Here is a 17,165-nt window from a genome sequence, read left to right on the forward strand (position 1 = left end):
GTGCCGCGGCCTGACGGTTCGCCCCCACCAACCCTCCCCCGCAATGCGAGGAAGGGCTTGAGTCGGTCGCAAGCTGGGACACGACACTGATCAGGTCCCGAAGGGAAAGGGGCGCAACGGCGTCACCCGACGTATCCCCGCCTGAACGCACGTATAGTGCGGCCTCCACGATTGTCCGGAGGTTCCAGGATGCGCAAACCCCTTCTTCTGCTGGCATTGCCGGCTGCTCTGGTGCTCGCCGCGTGCGGCGACAAGAGCGCCGCGCCGGCTGCGGCCACGCCTGATGCGCAGGCCGCGCACACCTTCTCGCCCGACATCAGCGCCGGCGACTTCGGCGAGATGGTGCGTGTGCTGGCCTCCGACGAGTTCGAAGGTCGCGCGCCCGGCACCGCCGGTGAAGACAAGACGGTCGAGTACATCAAGGCGCAGTTCGAGCGTATCGGCCTGCAGCCGGGCGGCGACAACAACAGCTGGTACCAGACGGTGCCGATGATCGAGACCACCGCCGATCCGTCGACGGTGCTGCGCCTGCAGACCAGCACCGGCGCGCGCGAACTGAAGTTCGGCGACGAGATGGTGATCGGCACGCGGACCGGACAGGCGAACATCAACGTCGCCGACAGCGAGCTGGTGTTCGTGGGTTACGGCGTCGATGCGCCCGAGCAGAACTGGAACGATTACGCCGGCCTCGACCTCAAGGGCAAGACCGTCGTCATGCTGGTCAACGACCCGGGCTTCCACGCCGGCGACGCGACGCTGTTCGACGGCGAGAAGATGACCTACTACGGTCGCTGGACCTACAAGTTCGAGGAAGCCGCGCGCAAGGGCGCGATCGCCGCGCTGATCATCCACGACACGCCGGGCGCCTCGTACGGCTGGGACGTGGTCAAGAATTCCTGGTCGGGTGCACAATTCGATCTGCGCGCCGAGGACGATCCGGAACCGCGTCTGCCGGCGCAGGGCTGGATCACCGGCGATGTCGCCAAGCAACTGTTCGCCGATGCCGGTCTCGATCTCGACGAACAGATCAAGGCGGCCAACACCCGCGGCTTCAAGCCGGTGTCGCTCAATGCCAAGGTCGGCTTCGATCTCAAGAGCACGATCGCCGAGAAGAGCTCGCGCAACGTGGTCGGCATCCTGCCGGGTACCGAGACGCCCGAACAGGGCATCCTCTATCTCGCGCACTGGGACCACCTGGGCAAGCACGAGGGCGAGGGCGAGGACACGATCTACAACGGCGCGATCGACAACGCCACCGGCGTGGCCGGCATCATCGAGATCGCCGAGAAGTTCGCCACCACCGAGCCCAAGCCGAAGCGCTCGCTGGTGTTCCTGGCGGTCACGCTCGAAGAGTCGGGTCTGCTGGGCAGCAAGTACTACGTGGCGCAGCCAAGCATCGACCTGGCGCAGACGGTCGGCGTGATCAACCTCGATGCGATGAGCGTCGCCGGTCCGTCGCGTGACTTCGTCGTGACCGGCAAGGGCAACTCGGAACTCGAGGACATCCTCAAGACCTACGCCGACCAGCAGAACCGCACGCTGGTGGAAGAAGGCAACACGGCCGGCGGTTTCTACTTCCGCTCCGATCACTTCAATTTCGCCAAGGCCGGCGTGCCGGCGCTGTATGCGAAGGGCGGCAACGATCTCGTCGACGGCGGCACCGCCGGCGGAAAGGCCGCCACCGACGACTACGCCAAGCGTTATCACCAGCCGAGCGACGAATACAACCCGGACTGGAATCTCGAAGGCGTGGTGCAGGATCTCGAAGCGCTCTATGGCGTGGGCCGCACGCTCGCCGACGGCGACCAGTGGCCGAACTGGTACGACGGCAACCCGTTCAAGGCCGCGCGCGACCAGATGCGCAGCGAGGCGGGCGGCGCGCCGTAAGCGCAGCCTGCGAGACGTAATGCAGAAGGCGGCGACAGCGATGTCGCCGCCTTTTTTTAATGATGGCTTGCACCGATCGCAGTGGATTCGCAGCATCCCGTCATTCCAGCGAAAGCTGGAATCCATTTGCTCCGGCGCATTCCCGACGCCGCCAATCCTCTCGCGAAGATCAAAATGGATTCCGGCTTTCGCCGGAATGACGGGAACGGAGCGGCTCTACACCGTCCACCCGAACCTCCCATCATGCGATAAGCCCCAAAACCCACCGGAAACACACCATGTCCCTTTCCACCGCCTACTGGTGCGTCCTGATCGCCGCGCTGCTGCCCTATCTCTGGTTGGCGGTCGCCAAGGCCTCGGCGCCGCGTTACGACAATCGGGACCCGCGGGGCTGGGTGGCGCGACAGGAACAGCCCCGGCTGAAGCGTGCGTACAACGCGCACCTCAACGCGCTCGAAGCCTTCGCGCCGTTTGCCGCGGGCGTGGTGCTCGCGCAGCTCGCGGGCGTGCCGGTCGAACGCATCGCGGGCCTGTCGATTGCGTTCGTCGTGCTGCGTGTGCTGCACGGCGTCGCCTATGTCGGCGATCTCGCGCTGTTGCGCAGCCTCGCCTGGTTCGGCGCCTTCGGCTGCGTGGTCGCGCTGCTGGCACAGGCGGCGCTGTCGGTCGCATGACCGTCGGTCCGTCGCCCGACTCGCGCCCGGTGCTGGCCCTGTTCGACTTCGACGGCACCCTCACCACACGCGAGACCTTGCCGGACTTCCTGCGCCTCGCCGCTCCGCGAGGACGACTGGCGCTGGGCAAGCTGCTGTTTTTCGCGCCGGTGCTGGCCTACAAGGCGAAGCTGTTGCCGGTGCACGTCCTGCGGCGCTGGCTGGTGCGCTACGTGTTCTCCGGTCTGGGTGTCGCGGATGTCGAGCGCGCGGGCCGTCGCTTCGCGGTCGAAATCCTGCCGGCGTTGATACGCCCGGCCATGCAGGCGCGCATCGACGCGCACCGCGCACAGGGCGACACCGTCGTCGTGGTATCCGGTGGCTTCGACATCTATCTCGCGCCCTGGTGCGCGGCGCAGGGGATCGAACTCGTCTGCGCGTCGCTGGAATCGGTGAACGGACGTCTCACGGGTCGCTACGCCGGGGCGCAGTGCGTGGCGGACGAAAAGGCGCGGCGGGTGCGTGCCCGTTATGACCTCGCCGCCTATCGCGAGGTGCATGCGCACGGGGATACGCACGAAGACCATGCGCTGCTCGCGCTGGCGCAGGTGGCGACGTATCGCGGCGTCGCATGGACGGGCGACACCGGCGCTTTCACACGTTGACGTTTCCCTGGCGCGGGTGCGCGTGCAGGCAGACACTGGTCGTGCCTGTCGACGCTCCGACGTGCAACGATCCACGCCGCCTGGCGACCTTCATGCCCGACAAAGAAAAGCCGCCCGCCCGGGGGAAGGGCGGACGGCAATAGGACCGGACGGAAAGAGAGTGCGCTGAAGGCGCTGACGTCGGAAACGTCGGACCGGTCGCGTGAGCTCAGTATTCTTCGATCAACGCCTGATCAGGTGGTCCCGGTCGTGCCCTCACCCTCGATCGGCGGCGTGGCGGGCGGCGTCGTGGTGGGATCGGTCGGCGGCTGTGTCGTGGGGTCCGTCGGCGGCGGCATCGTCGGATCAGTCGGGGGCATGCTCGGATCCGTCGGCGTGGGGCTGGCCGGATCGGTCGGCGGCGGCGTCATCGGATCGAGCGACGGGTCGGCCGGCGGGGTCGCGGGGTCGTTCATCGGCGCCGGATCGGTCGGCGGCACATCCGGCGGCGGCGGTTCGTTGCTGCAAGCGGTGAAGGCGAAGGCCATCGCGGCCACCAGCGGGAAAGCAATGCGTCGCATCGGAAGCTCCTTCTTGGATGTTGGACGCCAGTGTCCCGGTGCTGCCGTAGTGCCCGTGTGGTGCATGCCATTTGATTTCCGTTAGCGGGAGCCATTTTCTGCAGATGGTTCAAGGACATGGCGCAGACGTGAATGGCGCGTGCGACCTTCGTCCATGTTCCTATGACGGGGCCGTCACGGTGGATACCTAAGCTTCTCCTATGGGAATGCGCGAAATGGTTCCGTCTTGCGCTACGTCCGAAGGCGGGGATGCTCGTTGCCGTCTGCTCGCGGCGCGATTCGAGGCGGTGCGCGCGCGTACGGCGCAACTGGCGGCGCCGATCAGCGCCGAGGACGCGATGGTCCAGAGCATGGACGACGCGAGTCCCACCAAATGGCATCTCGCGCACACCACCTGGTTTTTCGAACGCTTCGTGCTCGCGGACGCGTCGGACTACCGCGCGTTCGATCCCGCCTGGGACTATCTGTTCAACAGCTACTACCAGGGCGTCGGCCCGATGCATGCGCGGCCGCATCGCGGCCTGCTGTCGCGCCCGACGCTGGCGCAGGTCATGGACTATCGTGATGCGGTCGACACGCGCATGCGCGCGCGCCTGCAGCGCGGCGATCTCGAAGCGCGCCTGCTCGACATCGTCGAGCTGGGCCTGCACCACGAGCAGCAGCACCAGGAACTGCTGCTGACCGACATCCAGCACGCGTTCTGGTCCAACCCGCTGCAGCCCGCGTATCGCGACGACCTTTCGCATGCACGCGGCGAAGCGACGGCCCTGCGCTGGATCGCGCGCCCCGAAACGATCGCCGAGGTCGGCCATGCCGCCTGGCCGGGCCGCGACGGGTTCGCCTACGACAACGAGTCGCCGCGTCATCGCGTGCTGGTGCCCGCGCATGCGCTCGCGAGCCGCCCGGTCACCAATGCCGAGTTCGCGGCCTTCATCGCCGATGGTGGCTATCGCACCGCCGGTCTGTGGCTGAGCGCCGGCTGGGACGTGGTGCGGTCACGCGGCTGGAACCGTCCGTTGTACTGGGACGAGGCCTGCGTCCGCGCGTTCTCGCTGGGCGGCTGGGCCGCGCTCGACCCCGATGCGCCGGTCTGCCATCTGAGCTATTACGAGGCCGATGCCTTCGCACGCTGGGCCGGTGCGCGCCTGCCGACCGAGTTCGAGTGGGAGCAGGCCGCCGCGTCGCTGCCGGTCGACGGCAACTTCGTCGACAGCGGTCGCCTGCGTCCCGGTGCGCCCGCAACCACGTCCGCCGGCCTCCAGCAGATGTTCGGCGACGTCTGGGAATGGACCTCGAGCGCCTACACCGCCTATCCGGGGTATCGCCCGTGGCCGGGCACGCTGGGCGAATACAACGGCAAGTTCATGGATGCCCAGTGGGTGTTGCGCGGTGGCAGCTGCGCGACGTCGGCCGACCATGCGCGCGCCAGCTACCGCAACTTCTTTCCCTCCGATGCGCGCTGGCAGTTCGCCGGCCTGCGACTGGCCAAGGATTCCGCATGAATGCCGCCCTCGCCCGTGCCCGCGCACAGGCCGCGCTGACCGATCTGCGCCCGCAACCCGACGACATCACCGCCGACGCGGTGGCCGGCCTGTCACGCGCGCCGAAGACGTTGCCGTCCAAGTACTTCTACGACGCCGAAGGCTCGCGGCTGTTCGAGGCGATCACGCGACAGCCCGAGTACTACCTCACCCGCGTCGAGCTGGCGCTGCTCGAAGCACGCATGCCGTCGATCGCGCAGGCGGTCGGCAACGACGTGCACGTCGTCGAGTTCGGCAGCGGCAGCGGCCGCAAGACCGAGCTGCTGCTCGAAGGCCTCGCGAACCCGGTCGCCTACACGCCGATCGAGATTTCGCGGACCGCGCTGATGGACAGCGTGACGCGCCTCGGCCAGCACTTCCCCGACGTGCAGATGCTGCCGGTCTGCGCCGACTTCACCCGGCCGGTGCCGCTGCCCGCGGCGGCGCTGCGTGCGCGTCGCACGCTGGTGTTCTTTCCCGGCTCCACCCTGGGCAACTTCTCCGGCGAGGACGCCATCCGCCTGCTGGCTTCGATGCGGGACACGATGGGCACCAACGGCTGCGCGCTGATCGGCATCGACCTGGACAAGGACCCGTCGGTCATTGAAGCGGCCTACAACGATCTGGCGGGCGTCACCGCGGCTTTCACCCTGAACCTGCTCGCGCGCCTCAACCACGAGATCGGCAGCGACTTCGATCTCGAAGCCTTCCATCACAAGGCGGTGTATGCGCGCGAACGCATGCGTATCGAGACCACGCTGGTCAGCGATCGTGCGCAGTCGGTACGGATCGGCGCGCGCAGCTTCGCGTTCGAAGCCGGCGAGGCGATGCACGTCGAGGTCAGCCAGAAGTACACCGATGCCTCGTTCGCGGCGCTCGCCGCGCAGGCCGGCCTGCGGGTGACGCACGGCTGGAACGATGCGCGCGACTGCTTCGGCCTGCGTCTGCTGCAGCCCGCCTGAGCATGACCGACGACGCGGCGATCGCCGCGGACATCCGCCTGCTGCTGTCCGATCGCGCACCGGATGCGTCGATCTGCCCGTCGGAAGTCGCCCGCCGCCTGTGGCCCGACGATGCGTGGCGCGATGTGATGCCCGACGTGCGGCGGGTCGCGGTGCGGCTCGCGGAGATCGGCGTCATCCGCATCACCCAATCGGACGCCGAACTCGATCCGGGCGCGCCGATGACCGGGCCGATCCGTCTGCGTCGCGGGCCGCGCTGGCTCGACTGACGCCGGCGCACGTATCGTGTCGCGCATGACGCCACCGACCTCCCGTCCCGAACGTCCGTTCGCACCGTCGTGCGAGCGCAACCGCGATCCCATCCTCGGCGTGCTGCACGACGTGTTCGGCGATCGCAGCGCGGTGCTCGAGATCGGCAGCGGTACCGGCCAGCACGCGGTGCACTTCGCCGCGGCGATGCCATGGCTGCGCTGGCAGTGCTCCGAGCGCGCACCGCATCTGCCCGGCATCACGCAGTGGCTGGATGAGGCGGCCCTGCCGAACACGCCCCCGCCGATCGCGCTCGACGTCGCCACCGGTCCCTGGCCGCCCGCGCGCTTCGATGCGGCGTTCACCGCCAATACGCTGCACATCATGGGCTGGCCCGAGGTCGAAGCCTGCTTCGCCGGGCTCGACGCGACGCTGGCCGCGGACGCGACGCTGGTGGTCTACGGCCCCTTCAACTGCGACGGCCGCTACACCAGCGACAGCAACCGCGAGTTCGATGCCTGGCTCGAGGCGCGCGACCCCCGCTCGGGCATCCGCGATCTCGAGGCGGTGGATGCGCTGGCACAGGCGATCGGCTTCCAGCGCGAGGCGACGATCGAGATGCCGGCGCACAACCTGTCGGTCGTCTGGCATCGCGGGTCCCGCGCCGGCTCCTGAGGCCTCACGTCCCGCCGCCCATCCGTGAAACCGGTCGCGGCGCGGAGCGGCGGCCCGTGGCTACAATCGATGCGGGGAGACGGCGTCACCCGGACGACGTCTACGAGACACACAGGGGACATGGACATGGGATACCTGCGTTCCGGCCTGTGCGCGCTGGGGCTGCTGCTCGCGTCGACCGCAGGCGCGCAGACGCTGCCGGCGCCGGCCGAGTTCTACTTCGACGACGACGCCCGTACAGCCGTGCCGATCGTCGCGATCGCCGGCGACGACGACCAGACGCACGCGCGTCTGATGCAGCTGATCGATCGCAACGCGCGCACCGCCGACCAGGCGCGTGCGCAACTCGCCCGCGCGCTGATGCAAACCGGACGCGAGGACACCGGCCGCGCGCTTTACACGCAGACCATCGCCGCGCTGTCGCCGCGCGCGCCGTTGCGCAGTGCAGTGCACTGGAACTACGCATGGGATCTGTATCGGCTGGGGCACTACGACGAAGCGCTCGAGCAGTGGCGGCAATCGCTCGACGGCCGCCTGCTCAAGCCTTCGTGGGCGCCGCCGACGCTGGCGCTCGCCCTGTGGTCGGCCGGGCGCCGCGACGAGGCGGTGCGGTGGTATGCGGCGGCGGTGCGCACCGAGCCGACGCAGTGGAGCGATCCGGCGCGTTATCCGGCGCTGCTGCCCGGCTGGGCCGAGCGCGAGCGCGCCACCCTGACCGAGGTGTTCAACGCCTGGCGCGCTGCGCCGCCGGCATGGCCCTGAGCGGCGCTCGCATCCCGCAACCGCGCACGCGCATACGCGGCTGACGCACCGCGGCGTCAGTGCTTGTCTTCGACCGGAATCCGGCGCGCGACCAGCCATTCGCGCACGGTCTCGCGGTCGCGCCGCGAGTCCGCCGACAGCACCGCATCACGCGCGCGGAAGAACGATGGTTGGAAGGTATTGCCGGTGCGGTCCTTGGCCGTGGGATCGGCGCCGGCCTCGAGAAAGCGCACGACCCACGCGGTCGCATTGATGCGCGCGGCCTTGTGCAGCAGGGTCGCGCCGAAGGCGTCGGTGGCATCGACCGCTGCGCCCGCGTCCAGCAGCAGGCGGATGTTCGCGTCGTTGCGCGCTTCGAGCGCATTGAACAGTGGCGTCTCGCGATTGCGGGTGTTGGGCGTATCGACCGGTACGCCCTTGGCGAGCAGTGCCTTGAGATAGCTGTCGTCGCTCTGCATCGCCGCGAGGTGCAGCGCAGTGTTGCCGTTGGCGGCGCCGGCAGTCGGGTCCGCACCGGCATCGAGCAGCGTCTGGAAGGCGCGGCGATCGCCCCGCAGGATGGCGCCCTGCAGCAGCGGCGAGCCGTTGGCATCGGTCGCGTTCGGATTGGCGCCATCGGCAATCAGTCGCCTGGCGTCGGCGCCGTCGCCGGCACTGGCCGCGCGTGCCAGCGCTGCGGCGGACGGATCGGTGGACTGGTCCTGGGTCATGCTTGTTCCTTGTCGGGCGCAGGCGCTCCCCGCCACCAGCACCAGCAGGGTGCAGGCGACGGTGCGCCACCGCGCGGGCGGGGCGATCGAAGCAGCAGCCATCATGGCGAGGGCCCGGAAGCGGTACAAGGCATCAGCCTGCCATGCGCGGACGCAGGCACGTGTGACAACGCGGCGCACGGACTCACGCCTGTTGCACGCCCCGCATCGCTCAACGGAACCAGTTCATCGGATTGAGGTTCTCGCCGGCCCAGCGCGCACCATCGGCGATCTTGCCGCCGGTCCAGCTGGCCGCATCGCCCACCGCATTGGCGCCGTCGACCACGCGGTCACCCACCCAGGCGGCACCGTCGGCGATCTTGCCGCCGGTCCAGGTCACGCCGTCGACCACGCGATCGGTGGTCCACTGCGCGCCGTCTCCGACCTTGTCGAGCACGAACTCGGCACCGTCGCCGACCTTGTCCATGCCCCACTGCACGCCGTTGCCGACGCCGTCGGCCACGTTGTCGACCGCGCGGCCGGTCCACTCGACACCGCTCGCGACCGCATCGAAGGGCGTGTCGAGACCGGTGCGGTCGCCGAGATCGCGCAGCACGCTGCCGCCCAGGTTGGCGACGTTCTCGACCACGTCGCCTGCGGTGCCCAGCGTATTGGACACGACGTCGCCGGCCAGACCGGTCACACCGTCGACCACGTCACCGGCGATGCGGAAGGTGCCGTCGACGTAGCGGCCGTTGCCGTAGTCGCTGCTCACCGCGTCGCTGATGCCGTTGTAGGCGTCGGTGACCGTCGAGGCGCCATCGCTGTACAGACCGCCGATGCCGTTGGCCAGCGAACCCAGCTGGTTGAGGTTGTGCTCGCCGATGTTCTCGATCGTGCCCAGTGCCAGGCCCAGGTTGGTGCCCGACCGGTCGGTGGGCGCCGTGGCCTCGTGCTGGCGCAGCGACTCGACGTAGGACGGGTTGTCGCCGCCACCGCCATGCAGGCCGAGCATGTCGAAACGGCCCATGCCTTCGGGCGGCGCGACGCGCAGCTCGGTGCCGACCGCGTTCGGCGGCGACAGCGGCAGGCCGATGATCGGAATGTCCTGCTGCGCGAGCGTGAGCGGATCGCCATCGACGACGTAGCGGCGGATCTGGCCGCTGTCGGCGATCTCGCTGCGCGCAGCGTTGGGGTTGAAGCCCAGGCTGGCGAGCGTGTTGTTGCTCAGGCCCGACGAATTGAAGGTGACGCCCGGAATGTCCGTGGCGAGCATCGAGGCCGATGCCAGACCGCCACCGAGCGAGTGGCCGGTGATCGCCACGTTGCCATCGCCGAAGGTATCGGCAGCGAGGTTGGCCAGCTCCATGGCCTGCGAGTACTGCGCGGTCTCCATGCCGAGGCCCTGGCCCCCGTTGGCACGCGAATCGCCACCTGCGCCGAGGCCCCAGTTGTCGGTGCCGCGGTAGGCCACCACGTACTGGCCGTCGGCATTCTGGTAGATCGCCGCGTCGAAACCGGTCTGCGGGTCGTGCAGCGCATCGGGGGAAATCGGAATCTGGTTGCCCTGCGCATCGACCAGATGCGTGCCGTCGGCGCTGGGCTGCAGACGGTTCCAGCCGGCGGCTTGGAGATCCGCCTCGGCCGCGGTGCCGGTAGTGCCGTCGGGACCGGTCAGCGTGTAGCTGTCGTTCGCCATCAGCGCGAATTCGAGATCGCGACCGGGCTGCGGATCGGTCCCGCGGACCGAATCGGCGAACGTGCCATCGCCCTTGGGATAGCCGGCGCTGCTGTCGACGTTCGCGGGTGTGCGCGGCTGCAGCGCGGACGACGCCTGCAGCGCCGGGTCGAGCGCGAAGTCGCGGTACGGATCGACCGGATTGCTGTTGCCGGAGACTGGGGACAGGCTCATGGCGCACACCTTCGGGAAACGATGACCCGACGATAGGCGGCGCCCGGTGCCGCCGACAGCTGGTGCGGACCCTAGGGTTGCGCCTCAGGACTGTTCAGCGGACGGCCTCAGTACGTGGCCTGGACGTTGGCTTCCAGCGGCACGCCGTTGGCCTTGAGCCAAGCGACGATCTCGCGCCGTTCGGCGCGGGCGCGGTCGTTGAGCAGGTTGGCCGGAAAGCCGAAGTATTCGGACTGGAAGGTCGCGCCACGGGAATTCTCCGTCTGCGGCCGGGCCCCCTTGCGCAGCAGCGCGAGAATCGCCGCACCGCCATTGGTACGGCCGGCGACGTGCAGCGGCGTATCGCCGTTGCGGTCGGCACGGTTCGGATCGGCGCCGGCATCGAGCAGCACCTCGGCCTGGCCGGCGGTCGGCGACAGCAGGGCCTGCACCAGGGGCGTCGCACCGGTGTGCGGATTGACCGCGTCGACATCGCCGCCCTTGGCGATCACCGCGCGCAGGATGGCCGGATCGCCGGAGAACGCTGCCGCATGCACCGGCGTCTCGCCCCGCGCATTGACGCGATTGGGATCGGCGCCCCCGTCCAGCAGGGCCTCGACACTGACCGCGCGCCGCTGGCGGATGGCGTCCATCAGCAGGGTGTCGCCGTCGCTGCCGGGCGTGTCGGGCGCGACGTGTTCGAGCTGGCGGCGGATCTCGGCGGCATCGCCGCGGCGGACGGCGTCTGCCAGCTGCGCGGTGGCCGGGGTATCGAAGGCGTCGTTGCTCATGGACGGCTGGGCGCACCCTGCGGCGCAGAGGAGAATAAGGGAGGACGCGAGGGCGCGGATGCCGGTCATGTCAGCGTCCGATCATACGCACGCGGCCCGCGCCGGCGGTGACGCCGGGATACTGACGCGATCGGTCCGAAGCGGATCCACGGCGTGCGGACGCGGCATCTGTATCAAGGCCGTCGTCCAGCGGGCGCAGATGCCCGGGCCGGGAACCGCCAGCACACATCCTGCGGATGCTCAGCGACCGAACAGACCGCCGATGAAGTTGCCGGCACCCTGCGCGACCCAGCCCACGCCGTCGGCGACACGCTCGCTCACTTCGCCCGCGACGTCAGTGGCGAACTCGGCAACATCGCCGGCGCCGTCGATCGCACCGGACAGCACGTCGCCGACCACACCGTCGACATGGGCGTCGACGTAGCCGGCGGCCTGGTCTGCATACCCGTCAACGGTGTCACCCAGCGAATTGAAGGCCCCTTCGGTGAAGTCGCCCGCGAGGCTGGCGACGCCCTGCGCGTACTGGCCATTGGCGAATTCGTTGGCGACGACGCTGTCGATGTCGGTGGCGAAGTCGTGCACGTTGCGGGCGTAGTCGTCCTTGGTCGCGTCGGGCAGCAGGTTCTGCAGGTCGCGGCCCATCGAGGACGGGTTCTGGTAACCGGGCTGCCACGGTTGCTGGTCGACCATCGCGGCGGTCAACGCATTGGGGCTGTGGCTGATCGCGGCATAGGCCAGCTCGCCGCCGCCGGAGACCAGCACCGGCGCAGCGAACGCGCCGATGGCAGCGCCGCCCAGCGGATTGCCGAACAGGGTGCCGACCACCGCGCCGCCGGTGGCGGTGACCGGTGCGAGCGCGGTCGACAGCAGCATGCCGGTGACCGGGTCGCGCGCCGCTTCGACCGCGGTGTTGATCGCGTCGCTCTGGGCCTGCGTGAAGCCTTCGGTCGGGCCATAGTTCGAGAACATGTTGTCGACGTCGGCCGCGGCCGGATCGACGACGATCTGCGTGCCCAGCGCGTCGGGCGCGACGATGCCGGTGATCCAGCTGTCCTGCGCATTGGTCAGCGCGTCGCTGGACAGCGAGTAGGCGCGGATCTGGCCGCCTTCGGCGACGTCGCGCGCGGCCTGCGGATCGACACCGATACGGTCGAGCGTGTTCGGATGAATGCCGGACGCATCGAAGGTGACCGCCGGGATCCCGCTGGCCAGCGAACCGACGCTCGCCAGTCCGCCGCCCTGCGAATGGCCGGTGATCGCGAGATTCGAGGAGTTGGCGCCGTTGTCGCCGAACACGTTCGCGAACTCGCGCGCGGTGTTGACCGCGGTGACGCTGAACTTGTCGCCGTCGTTGGTTTCGTAACCGAGGCCCTGGCGGAAATTGTTCTCCCAGTCCGGGCCGCCTTCGGCAGTGCCCCGATAGGACAGCACGTAGTTGCCGGCGCCGTCGGTATAGACCTCGGCGCGGAACTCCTGGGCATTGGTGGCGACGCTGTCGTTGGCCCCGAGATACTGCAGGCGCCACGCCTGCGGATCGGCGACGCCGAGATCCTGCAGCTGCTGGTCGCTGACCTCGCTCCAGCCCGCCGGCGGGCCGCCGCGGGTCTCGTAGACCGCGGTGGCGAGCTGCGACAGGGTCACGTCGAAGGGCTGCGCCTGCGTGCCGCTGGCGACCTGACCCAGCGTTGTGTTGGCGGGAATCGCGTACGGGCTGGTGCCGCCCTGCCCTTGCGACGGTGCCGGCGGCTGCGCGGCGGCCTGGATCTGCGGGTGGAAACCGGCATCCGGCCGGTACGGGCCGACCGGCGGCTGCGGTGCCAGGGGCGCCACGGTGCACTGCGAAAGCGTCTCCGGCGGCCGGACCGGTTCGTAAGTGCGTCCGACGCCATCACCGATGGTCAGGGACATGCCCGCGCTCCGCTGGAGATTCGAGCGTCCACGCTAGCGCGGTCGCGGCCGGCTGCCATCTAGGGCGGCACCTAGGCTCGCGGGACGCGGTGCGCGCGCGCGCGCGGGGCTTTCGCAGTAGAACCATTCGCGTCCGCGCTCCGGCACACCCTTTCGCTCGATGGTTAGAGCGCGGCGCGTGGGATGGATGGATCGCAGCGACACCCGTCAGCGTCATCTGCGGGTGCCAGCGGCCAGGATCGCGGCTTCTGCGTGCCCTCCTGCGCTGGTGCGCGAAACGACATTCCGCCGACAGGTGTCGCTGCGCTCCACCCATCCTGCGAAGCATCCAGGATCCCGCCGGGAATGCCCCTCGCACGCTCGCCTACCGAGGCATGCGATCAAACCGCACGACTCCGCTCAGTGCGCGCCCGCCTCGAGCTGCACCTGATGCGCCTGCAGCCAGCCGGTCACGGCCTCGCGTTTCGCCCGCGCGGCATCGTTCAAGCGGTTGTCGGGCGTCTTGAAGAAGTACTGCTGGAACGTCGCGCCCTGCGTGTTCTTCGCCTGCGGATCGGCCCCGGCCTCGAGCAGGGCCAGCACGTGATCACCGGCGTTGATCATCGCGGCCTTGTGCAGCGGCGTGTTGCCGGTGCGGTCCGGGGCGCCCGGGTCGGCACCCGCATCGAGCAGCATGCGGAACTGCACGTCCGTGCGCGGCCCGGTGGCACCGGCCAGGGGCGTGGCGCCGGTCTCGCCATGACGCGCGTCGGGGTCGCCACGATGGGCGAGCACGATCCGCAGATACTCCGGATCGTCGGCGATGGCGGCGCCGTGCACGGCGGTCGCGCCGCCCAGGCCAGGCGCGTTGGGGTCCGCACCGCTTTCCAGGAGCGCCCGCAACGCCTGCTTGGCCTGCGCCAGCATCGCCATCTGCAACAGGTTCACGTCCTTGTCGCCGCGCGCGTTCGGATCCGCGCCGGCCTGGATCTGCGCGCGCACCGCGGCAGCATCGTCGGCGGCCACGGCATCGGCCAGCGCACCGGCGCTGGCGTCGGAAAAAGCGGCTCGGGCGTCCATCGCGTCTCCACTGCAGGCGGCGCCGGACAGCATCAGCAACAGGCTCAGGACTGCGGCGCGCATGCAGGCATTCTCACACAGGCAGCGCGGGTGCCCCGTCGATACGCATCACCGGTCAGTTCGCCCAGGGCCGCTGTTCGCTCAGCGCCTCGATCACGACATCCTGCATGTGCTTGGCGATGCTGTGGGAGACGATCTTGAAGGGGTTGAAGCGGTCGAATCCGGTCAGCGGCGAGGGGTCGTCGAGCACGATCTCGTGGCCCGGCGCGTCGGGAATGTTGTTGACCACCCAGATGTCCTGCTGCGCCTTGGTCAGGGCTTCGCCGTCGACGTTGTAACGCCGGATCTGCCCGTCGGCGGCATCGGCCTTCGCCGTGGCGGGGTCCAGACCCAAGCCTTCGATGGTGCGGTCGTGCACGCCGGATGCGTTGAAGGTCACGGCAGCGCCATCGACGGCCATCGCGGCGGTCGCGGCCAGTCCGCCGCCGAGCGAATGCCCGGTGATCGCCAGATCGTCGCCATATGCGGCGGACGCCAGCTGGGCCAGTTGCACGGCTTCGTCGTACTGCTCGGACTGCCAGCCCAGCCCCTGGCGGAAATTGGCGCCCGTCCAGTCCTTCAGGTCGTTGGAGCCGGCAAACGCGAGCACGTGGTTGCCGTCGCCGTCGGTATAGATGCCCGCGCGGAACCCGCTCTGCGGGTTCTCCAGCAGTGACGGGTCGATGCCCGCGGCCATCAGCTCGGCGTCGCTGACCCGGCTCCAGTTGCCGACCTGCTGCACGGCCGGGTCGTAGACCGCCGCGGAGATCTCCATCAACTCGAGGTCGATCGCTTTCGCATCCTGTCCGCGCACCTGGGCGTCGAACGATGCCGCGTTCGCCGCGTTTCCGTTCGAGGCGAACAGCGCGCCCAGTTGCGGGTGATAGCCGGGTTCGAGTTGATAGCTGCCGGTCGGCGTCGCCTGCGCACCCTGCGTCTGCGCGCGCAGCATCTCGGGGGGCGGCAGGCTATGAAGATTCGACTGCGCGACATTCGACGACTGGACGTTGAAACTCATGCCGCACCTCCCGGACCCGAGACCTCGACCCTAGGCACGCCACGGCGCGTCCGACAGCTGGGGCTGACCCCAGCTCCTGCATGCCACGCATTCAGAACGCGCGTCGATTCAACGGTCCGGACTGCACTGGGACGCCTGCTCGCGCTGCGCGACGCGCTCCGACTCGGCGACCTGCGCCTGCTGGAACATCCGCCCGAACCGCGTTGCGGCGAACCCGTCCATCGCCGCCTGCAGGGTGCCGGCGTCCCCGCTGCGTGCCGCTGCGAGCAACTGGTCGACCGGCGACGTCGTCACCGCTTCCGCATCGCGCGGCGGCGCCTTCTCGACCTGCAACGCGCGATCCAGCGCGTCGCGCGTCGCCGGTCCGACGACGCCATCGACTTCGAGGCCCTGCGCCTGCTGGAACGCGCGCACCGCTTGACCGGTGCGTGACCCGAAGACGCCGTCGGCTTGCAGGGGCACATCGCGCGCGTCGTGATAGCCGAGCCCGGTCAACGTGGCCTGCAATTGGGCGACATCTTCGCCACGCTGTCCGTCGCGCATGAGCATTGCGCTTGGAGATGCAGGCGCACGCGTCTCACTGCGCGTCTCGTTGCTTTGCGTGACGCCAAAGCGCGATTCCACGAACTGCGTGTACTGCTCAAGCAGGGGCATGACCTTGTCGCGCGACAGTGCCAGCCCACCGTAATCGCGTACCGGGCCATCATGGTGGTACTTGTAGATCCAGGACTCGTCCTGTCCGCGCCGCTGCGCAAGGTTGCGGTTGTCGATGAAATGCGCGACGAGAGCACCTGCCTGGGCGTCGATGTCAAACCGGTTTCGGTCATCGAGACCGTAAGCCTTGCCCGTGTCGTCGATGAACTGTCCCAGGCCGGAAGCAGAGGTGGTCCCCGCAGCCGCATCCGGGTTGAAGCCGGACTCGACGCGCGCGATCGCAAGCACATGCGCGGTCTCACGAGAGCCGAGCCCAGTGGCGCGAGCGGCGTCGACGAGCGCGTCGATCGAGCGTGACTGGACCTCGGGATTTGCGTCGCCCCACACGCGCGAATTGCCTGCCATCCGTCCTGCACCTTGCTCGACCGGCTCGAGGTAGTGACTTCTCGGATGCACCTGCGAGGCGCGATAGGCTGCGCCGCGCGGTTGGATCAGCTCGTCATAGATGTCGTCGGGCATCCTTGCCTCCTCATCATTGATTGGACCGTCTCAGTCGATCGTCACTCGCCTTGTCTCGTCGTACTCGATTCTGGGCCGTTGCAGACCGAGCTCCTGCGACACGCGGGCATATCCAGCGTTGTTGGGAGCCAACGAGTCACCTTGTCCCCAGAACGCGGGGACGCTGTCATGCATCGGACGACCGGCATGGTCGTAGACGAACACCCACTCGCATACCTTGCAGCCAAGCGGCACTTCGCCGTATTGGACAACGAGGTACTCGTCGCCTCCCGACGTCTGCGCGCAGCCCAAACCGACCGGGACGTATGACTGCATGCCGCCTGGACGCTCCAGGACGACGCCATCGCTGCGCTGCACGCGAACAACGTCCCCCTCACCTATCAGGCCGAACTCATGTTGTGTGCATCGGGTCGGCACGCGCGGTGGGGCGTCCGATGCATGGGTCGATGCGACAAGCGCAATCTCGGATGCGGCCGGTGTAGAAGGCGCCGCACATGCGGCCAGCGCGATTGCAGCAACAAGCGGGATCGCAGGTGCCAGCTTCATCGCGCTCTCCAGAAGTGAAGCAGATTCGAGAGCATCCACGGACGAAAGCCCACGTGGGATCGGCTCTGGCGCCGCCCTTGCGTCGGCCGTTGCCGCACATGGAGGTCCGTGCTTATCG

General features: G+C 68.8%; 17 protein-coding genes. 8 read left to right on the forward strand and 9 right to left on the reverse strand.

Annotation, left to right across the window (positions count from 1 at the left end; all coding sequences use genetic code 11):
- The first annotated feature begins 189 nt into the window (after positions 1-189).
- The 3 genes from E2F49_RS11225 to E2F49_RS11235 all read left to right on the forward strand — a co-directional run bounded on the left by E2F49_RS11225 (position 190) and on the right by E2F49_RS11235 (position 3,205).
- Positions 190-1,887 carry a M28 family metallopeptidase gene (locus E2F49_RS11225; RefSeq protein WP_133393958.1) on the forward strand — a complete coding sequence of 566 codons (1,698 nt, stop codon included), beginning with the start codon at positions 190-192 and terminating at the stop codon, positions 1,885-1,887.
- Positions 1,888-2,165: 278 nt separating this feature from the next.
- Positions 2,166-2,561, forward strand: a complete 396-nt coding sequence (locus E2F49_RS11230; RefSeq protein ID WP_133393959.1) for an MAPEG family protein — start codon at positions 2,166-2,168, stop codon at positions 2,559-2,561.
- Positions 2,558-3,205, forward strand: a complete 648-nt coding sequence (locus E2F49_RS11235) for an HAD-IB family hydrolase (protein WP_133393960.1) — start codon at positions 2,558-2,560, stop codon at positions 3,203-3,205. The genes E2F49_RS11230 and E2F49_RS11235 overlap by 4 nt, the downstream gene beginning before the upstream one ends.
- Before the next feature lie 233 nt (positions 3,206-3,438).
- On the opposite strand, the gene E2F49_RS11240 is transcribed toward E2F49_RS11235, so the two are convergent.
- On the reverse strand, positions 3,439-3,765 hold the full coding sequence (locus tag E2F49_RS11240; protein WP_133393961.1) for a hypothetical protein: 327 nt from the start codon (positions 3,763-3,765) through the stop codon (positions 3,439-3,441).
- A 215-nt stretch (positions 3,766-3,980) separates the two neighbouring features.
- On the opposite strand from E2F49_RS11240, the gene egtB reads away from it, so the two are divergent.
- The 5 genes from egtB (at position 3,981) to E2F49_RS11265 (ending at position 7,933) form a co-directional block, all read left to right on the forward strand.
- Entirely contained in the window at positions 3,981-5,267 is a 1,287-nt protein-coding gene (egtB, locus tag E2F49_RS11245; RefSeq protein WP_133393962.1) for an ergothioneine biosynthesis protein EgtB, read from the forward strand.
- The gene (egtD, locus tag E2F49_RS11250; protein ID WP_133393963.1) at positions 5,264-6,247 is read left to right on the forward strand and encodes an L-histidine N(alpha)-methyltransferase; all 984 of its coding nucleotides are present in this window, start codon (positions 5,264-5,266) and stop codon (positions 6,245-6,247) included. The genes egtB and egtD overlap by 4 nt, the downstream gene beginning before the upstream one ends.
- 2 nt (positions 6,248-6,249) lie before the next feature.
- Entirely contained in the window at positions 6,250-6,516 is a 267-nt protein-coding gene (locus tag E2F49_RS11255; RefSeq protein ID WP_425481372.1) for a DUF3253 domain-containing protein, read from the forward strand.
- 25 nt (positions 6,517-6,541) lie between these two features.
- Positions 6,542-7,171, forward strand: a complete 630-nt coding sequence (locus E2F49_RS11260; RefSeq protein WP_133393965.1) for a DUF938 domain-containing protein — start codon at positions 6,542-6,544, stop codon at positions 7,169-7,171.
- Between the two features lie 126 nt (positions 7,172-7,297).
- The gene (locus tag E2F49_RS11265) at positions 7,298-7,933 is read left to right on the forward strand and encodes a tetratricopeptide repeat protein (RefSeq protein ID WP_243713575.1); all 636 of its coding nucleotides are present in this window, start codon (positions 7,298-7,300) and stop codon (positions 7,931-7,933) included.
- 56 nt (positions 7,934-7,989) lie between these two features.
- Here E2F49_RS11265 and E2F49_RS11270 read toward each other — a convergent pair whose 3' ends face one another.
- The 8 genes from E2F49_RS11270 to E2F49_RS11305 form a co-directional block, all read right to left on the reverse strand.
- Positions 7,990-8,643, reverse strand: coding sequence for an ankyrin repeat domain-containing protein (locus tag E2F49_RS11270; protein WP_165971207.1), 654 nt, complete (start codon positions 8,641-8,643; stop codon positions 7,990-7,992).
- Between the two features lie 211 nt (positions 8,644-8,854).
- Positions 8,855-10,534 (reverse strand): Tle-like phospholipase domain-containing protein, encoded by a 1,680-nt coding sequence (locus tag E2F49_RS11275; RefSeq protein WP_133393968.1) that lies wholly within the window; start codon positions 10,532-10,534, stop codon positions 8,855-8,857.
- 107 nt (positions 10,535-10,641) lie between these two features.
- Positions 10,642-11,304, reverse strand: coding sequence for an ankyrin repeat domain-containing protein (locus E2F49_RS11280; RefSeq protein WP_165971208.1), 663 nt, complete (start codon positions 11,302-11,304; stop codon positions 10,642-10,644).
- 240 nt (positions 11,305-11,544) lie between these two features.
- Positions 11,545-13,212: a Tle-like phospholipase domain-containing protein gene (locus E2F49_RS11285; protein WP_133393970.1), complete on the reverse strand. Its 1,668-nt coding sequence runs from the start codon at positions 13,210-13,212 to the stop codon at positions 11,545-11,547.
- Between the two features lie 399 nt (positions 13,213-13,611).
- Complete coding sequence (locus tag E2F49_RS11290) at positions 13,612-14,334, reverse strand: ankyrin repeat domain-containing protein (protein WP_133393971.1); 723 nt, start codon at positions 14,332-14,334, stop codon at positions 13,612-13,614.
- A gap of 52 nt (positions 14,335-14,386) precedes the next feature.
- Positions 14,387-15,328 carry a Tle-like phospholipase domain-containing protein gene (locus E2F49_RS11295; RefSeq protein WP_133393972.1) on the reverse strand — a complete coding sequence of 314 codons (942 nt, stop codon included), beginning with the start codon at positions 15,326-15,328 and terminating at the stop codon, positions 14,387-14,389.
- Positions 15,329-15,436: 108 nt separating this feature from the next.
- Positions 15,437-16,501, reverse strand: a complete 1,065-nt coding sequence (locus E2F49_RS11300; protein ID WP_133393973.1) for a peptidoglycan-binding protein — start codon at positions 16,499-16,501, stop codon at positions 15,437-15,439.
- 30 nt (positions 16,502-16,531) lie between these two features.
- Entirely contained in the window at positions 16,532-17,047 is a 516-nt protein-coding gene (locus E2F49_RS11305) for a hypothetical protein (RefSeq protein ID WP_165971209.1), read from the reverse strand.
- Between the last annotated feature and the right edge of the window lie 118 nt (positions 17,048-17,165).

This window comes from Luteimonas terrae, assembly GCF_004358165.1.
GTDB lineage: Bacteria > Pseudomonadota > Gammaproteobacteria > Xanthomonadales > Xanthomonadaceae > Luteimonas > Luteimonas terrae.